Annotated in this window: 5 protein-coding genes and 1 pseudogene; all 6 read right to left on the reverse strand. The window is 73.8% G+C overall.

All coding sequences use genetic code 11. The features are described 5' to 3' along the window. Nucleotides 1–214, reverse strand: a pseudogene (locus AB0O00_RS29670) (hypothetical protein); the annotation flags it as partial. A 180-nt stretch (nt 215–394) separates the two neighbouring features. After that, the gene (locus tag AB0O00_RS29675; protein WP_363656953.1) at nt 395–775 is read right to left on the reverse strand and encodes a VOC family protein; all 381 of its coding nucleotides are present in this window, start codon (nt 773–775) and stop codon (nt 395–397) included. A 135-nt stretch (nt 776–910) separates the two neighbouring features. Then, on the reverse strand, nt 911–1,831 hold the full coding sequence (locus AB0O00_RS29680; protein WP_363656955.1) for an STM4011 family radical SAM protein: 921 nt from the start codon (nt 1,829–1,831) through the stop codon (nt 911–913). An 11-nt stretch (nt 1,832–1,842) separates the two neighbouring features. Next, nucleotides 1,843–3,192 (reverse strand): STM4012 family radical SAM protein, encoded by a 1,350-nt coding sequence (locus AB0O00_RS29685; protein WP_363656957.1) that lies wholly within the window; start codon nt 3,190–3,192, stop codon nt 1,843–1,845. Then, nucleotides 3,189–4,091 carry an STM4013/SEN3800 family hydrolase gene (locus AB0O00_RS29690; RefSeq protein WP_363656961.1) on the reverse strand — a complete coding sequence of 301 codons (903 nt, stop codon included), beginning with the start codon at nt 4,089–4,091 and terminating at the stop codon, nt 3,189–3,191. The genes AB0O00_RS29685 and AB0O00_RS29690 overlap by 4 nt, the downstream gene beginning before the upstream one ends. Nucleotides 4,092–4,186: 95 nt before the next feature. Next, a partial coding sequence (locus AB0O00_RS29695; RefSeq protein ID WP_363656959.1) for an STM4014 family protein occupies nt 4,187–4,851 on the reverse strand: 665 nt, incomplete at its 5' end.

The raw sequence follows: 4,851 nt of genomic DNA on the forward strand, positions 1-4,851 counted from the left end.
GGCCGCTGGTGAACAGCGTCCACCACTTGCCCACTTCCATGTGGTGGACGTTGCTGCTGTTGTGCCGGACGAAGCGGGCCCGCTCGGCGTGGCTCTGGCTCGCGAGCCAGGCGGCGGTCGCGGTCAGGAGCAGCACGTAGACGGTGGTCAGCCGCAGGCGGGCCAGCACGCGCAGCAGCTTGGCGCTGCGGTCTTCCGTCGTGTGTGCCGCCATCGTGCCTGCCGCCTTCGCCGTCCGTCCGAAGCCCCTTGCCGGGCCCCTGCCGGTGTCCGGCAGTACGTCGGCAGCCTATCGGCGCGCGGCGGGTGGGCACGTTTCCGGGGAGCACCCGGCCACCGGGCTGCTCCGTGCAGCGTTCCGGTGGCCGGGGTGGGGTGGGTTTCGTGGTGGTGATCAGGTGGCGGTGCGCTGAGCGAGGCAGAGGATGTTGCCCTCGCTGTCCTTGAACCACGCAGCGCGGAGGTCGTCGCGCTCGGCGACGCCGTCGACGGTCTTCAGGCCGGGGAAGTCGTACTCCTCGAACGTGACGCCGCGCTCGCGCAGGGCGGCCATCTCGCCGTCGAGGTCGGCGACCTTGAAGCTGGCGAGGGTGTGGGCGGCCTGGCCGCCGCTGGGGGTGTGGTAGATCGAGAACTCGGTGCCGCCGCACTCGCAGAACAGCTGCTCCTCGTCCTCGCGGGTGAGCTTGAGGCCGAGGACGTCCGTGTAGAAGGCCTTGGCGCGGCCGAGATCGGTGGCGGGGATGACTGCTTGTAGCGGTCCGTCTCCAAGCATGGTGGTTCGCCTCCTCCTGGTTACCAGGCTAGGGAGGTGGGGGCGTGTCCGCTCGGCGGACGGGGAGCCGGTGCGGGGCGTGCGCTGGGCGTGTACGGGAGGTTGCCGCGGGTCACCAGGGGCTCTCGGCGCGCTCTACCGTTCGCGTGGCCACCCCGCCGGTATCCGCTCCAGGACGCCCGCGCCGAACAGCTCGTACAGCGGCAGCGTCTCCAGGTGGACGTAGCCGATGTGGCAGTCGCACACCGGCAACGGGCAGGCGCGCGTGCGGAGTTCGGCGCGGTAGCTGCCGTCGTAGAGGTTGCCGAGGACGTCCCGGACGAAGTGGCAGCGGCGCACCGTGCCGTCGCCGTCCACCGAGAGCACCGACTCACCCGTCCGGCAGGGGTGCCCGGCGCTCGGGTGTGCGTGCCGGCTGTAGCCGAAATGCGGGTCGAGGACGGCCCATTGCGCGGCCTCGGCGTCGGTGTACGTGCGGCCCTCGGCGGCGTTGATCCAGAGGTAGACGTGCGGGGCGAGCGCGGCGCGCAGGCGCTGCGCCTCGGCGAGGTGCTCGGGCCGGCCGACCACGCCCACGCTGTAGCGCACGCCGAGCCCGTCCAGCTCGCGGCACTTGGCGAGGAAGCGGTCGTGGGTGACCTGGCCGGGGTGGTAGGTCACCCACAGCGCGAGGGTGTCGAGGTCGGCCCCGGCGAGCCAGTCGGTGCGGCAGCTGAGATTGGTCTGGATCGCGACGCGGCGGACGTGCGGGAGCCGGCTCAGCTCGGCCAGCGCGCGGCGGTACCACGACCGCACCAGGCCCTCGCCCCACGGGGTGAACAGCAGGGACAGCGTGTCGCCGGTGCCCGACCGGCCGGCGGCCCAGGCGGTGAAGCGCTCCAACGCGGCTCGGTCGGCCCGCAGTTGGTCGGGCGTGTCGCGCCGCTTGGCGAACGGGCAGTACGGACAGTCGTAGTCGCAGGAGGAGAGCGGGCCGCGGTAGAGGAGGGTGAGGTCCCGCGGGGAGTCATCGGTGGGAGGCTTCGCGGGAGGTTCACTGGCCGGTGGCGACGGCATGCCGAGGAACGTCATTTCGCCTCGTAGTCCGCCATCAGCGCCCGGACCTCGGGCGAGAACAGCATCGGCCCAGCGGCGTCCGAGTGCGCCAGCCCCTCCGGCGTGAGCACCAGACGCGCGCCGTCCTCGGCCGGCCGGTCGTCCCCGGCCAGCCAGCCGCGCTCGGCGAACTCGGCCAGCTCGGTGGGGAAGTCCTCGGCGGGCGTGCTGCCGAAGCGGGCGCGGTAGTCGGCGAGCGGCATGCCCCCGGCCTGCAGCAGCGACTGGACGAGGTGGCGGCGGCGCGGCTCGTCGTCGGTCATGGGGAATCCGTGTTCAGCGTGGTGGAAGTCCTCAGTGGCCACGAACTTGTCGATGATGCCGCGCACCTGGGTGGCGTTGACCGCGTAGTCGAAGGAGTAGTGCAGCCGCGAGGTGTACGAGCGCGCCCCGCAGCCGAGGCCGACCATGCCGTCGGTCTGGCACGCGTACTCGCTCACGCCCGCCTGCGGGGAGGCGGCGCGGCGGAACATCCGCATCGACACCTGCTCGTAGCCGTGCCCGAGGAGGTGGTCCCGGCCGGTGCGGTAGAGCGCGAGCCGGCGGGCGTCCCAGGCAGGGAGGCTCTCCTGCTCGCCGCGCCGGGCCAGGCCGGTGAGCGGGCGGACGTACAGCGGGTAGAGGTACAGCTCCTCGGGCTGCCAGGCCAGCGCGGCGTCCAGCGAGTGCAGCCAACTGGCCTCGGTCTGGCCGTCGATGCCGTAGATGAGGTCGATGTTCAGCACCGGGAACCCGGCCGCGCGGATCCGGCCGAGGGCCGCCTCGACCTCGGCGCGCTTCTGCGGGCGGACCGCCGAACGGGCCTCCGCGTCCACGAAGGACTGCACACCGAGGCTCAGCCGCGTGGTGCCCCGGGCGGCCAGGACCTCCAGCCGGTCGGCCGTGGCGGTGGCGGGGGACGCCTCCACCGACAGGGGTATCGCGCGCAGGTCGGCGCCCATGCGCCGCTCGGCGATGTCGCACAGCCGCTCCAGCTCGCCCGCCGTCAGGTACGTGGGCGTGCCGCCGCCGAACGCGGCCACCGCGAACCGGGCGTCGGCGTCCAGCGCCGGGCGGACGGCGGCGGCCTGGCGCTCCAGCGCGTCCAGGTACGCGGTGGTCAGGCCCTCCGGGCTGCCGATCCGCGTGAACAGGTTGCAGAAGCCGCAGCGCACCTCGCAGAACGGGATGTGCAGGTAGAGCGAGAGCGCGTGCTGCGCCTCGCCGGCCCACAACTCGGCCAGCGCCGGGCGTCCGGGCAGCGGGCGGTACGCCGTCTTGTGGGGGTAGGCGTAGACGTACGACAGGTAGGGCGATTCGGTGCGCGGGGGTGCCGTCGTCATGCCGCGGGCTCCTCGGTGGTGGTCGTGCGGGGGGCCGCGGGGTGGTGGGGGACCGTGGAGTGGTGGGGAGGCGTGGACTGGTGGGGAGGCGTGGAGCGGTGCGGGATCGTGAAGTGGGCGTACGGGACCGTCCAGACCACCTCGTGGCCGATCCGGTGGCCGGTGTAGCCGTCCTCGCCGTACGCGGTGCCGTGGTCGGAGCAGACGACCGCGAAGCACGGGCGGCGGGCGCTCATCGCCGCGAACAGGCGGCCGATGTGGGCGTCCACGTACTCCAGCGCGGCGGCGTGGCTGGCCCGCGAGTCGCCGTGCTCGCGGGTGGCGCCGGGCAGGTGGAACCAGTTCGGCTGATGCAGGGCGGAGACGTTCAGGAACAGGAACAGCGGCTGCCCGGCGGGCTGTTCGGCGACGACCTGCTCGGCCCGGGCGACCTGCGCTTCGAAGGACGTCGGCGAGGGCACGCCCATCTCGGGCTCCCAGTGGCTCTCCTGGAACAGGCCGGGGAGTACCGAGCCGAGCGGGCCCTGCTTGTTGAAGAAGCCGACGCCGCCGATGCACACCGTCCGGTAGCCGGCCGCGCCGAGCGCGGTCGGCAGGTCGGGGGCGTCGAAGACCCAGGTGCGCGGGGCGGTGCTCTCCGAACCGGCGAAGCGCGCCGCGAACAGGCGCGGGTGCGGGCCGCCGGGCGAGGCCGGGGTGGGCAGGAAGCCGGCCAGGATCGCCTGGTGGGAGGCGTAGGTGAAGCTGCCGGGCGCGTGGCGGCGCTCCCAGCGGCCGCCGGGCAGATGCGCGGCGAGGTGCGGGATGCGGCCGGCGGCGGCGAGTTCCTCGGCGACGTCGAAGCGGAGGGTGTCGAGGGTGACGAGCAGGAGGTCGTGGGTGCCCACGACGGCGTTCATATCGGGGTCGGCGGCGGGGTTCGCGTCGGTGGTGGCGGCGTCGAGGGTGGTGGCGTCGGTGTTGGCGGCGGCGTTCATGTCGGGCGTCCGGTGGTTCATCGTTCTGTCGTTCCGGTGTGGGCGGCGGTCAGGGCGGCCAGCTGGGCGCCGTAGGTGTCGAGGCCCTCGGCGGGGCCGCCGGGCAGGCCGGTGAGGTTCGGCAGGAGGTCGCCGAAGGCGTTGACCTCGCCGACCACGGCGCGCCGCCAGCCCGTGACGGGCAGGACGTCGACGCCGACCATCGGCGAGCGGGGGAAGCAGGCGGCGGCGCGCTCGGCCGTCTCCAGTAGGGCCGGCCAGGCGGGCCCGGCGGCCTCGCGGGCGAGGTCGAGGCTGCCGCGGGCGCCGCCGAGGTGCAGGTTGGTCATGGGCTGGGCGCTGGTGCGCACCACGGCGTGGGTGGCCCGGCCGGCGATCACGACGATCCGCAGGTCCGCCGAGCGGCCGCCCTGTGAGGCCTTCGGGACCCACTGTTCGACGTGCAGCCCGTCCGGCGCGAGTCCGTCGATGATCGCGGCCACCTCGGGCTCGCCGCGGTAGCGCCGCACGCGCAGCGAGTTGTGCAGTTCGCCGTCGGCGAGTTCGACGGACGTGGTGGCCTGCACCTGGCCGCGCGGGCCGAACTCCAGCGCCACCACCCCCGAGGCGGAGGAGCCGTGCGCGGGCTTGACGAAGACCCGGTGCAGGCCGGCCCCGCGTACGCGCTCGCGCAGGTCGGCCC

It is taken from the genome of Kitasatospora sp. NPDC093558 (genome assembly GCF_040683475.1).
Classification (GTDB): Bacteria; Actinomycetota; Actinomycetes; order Streptomycetales; family Streptomycetaceae; genus Kitasatospora.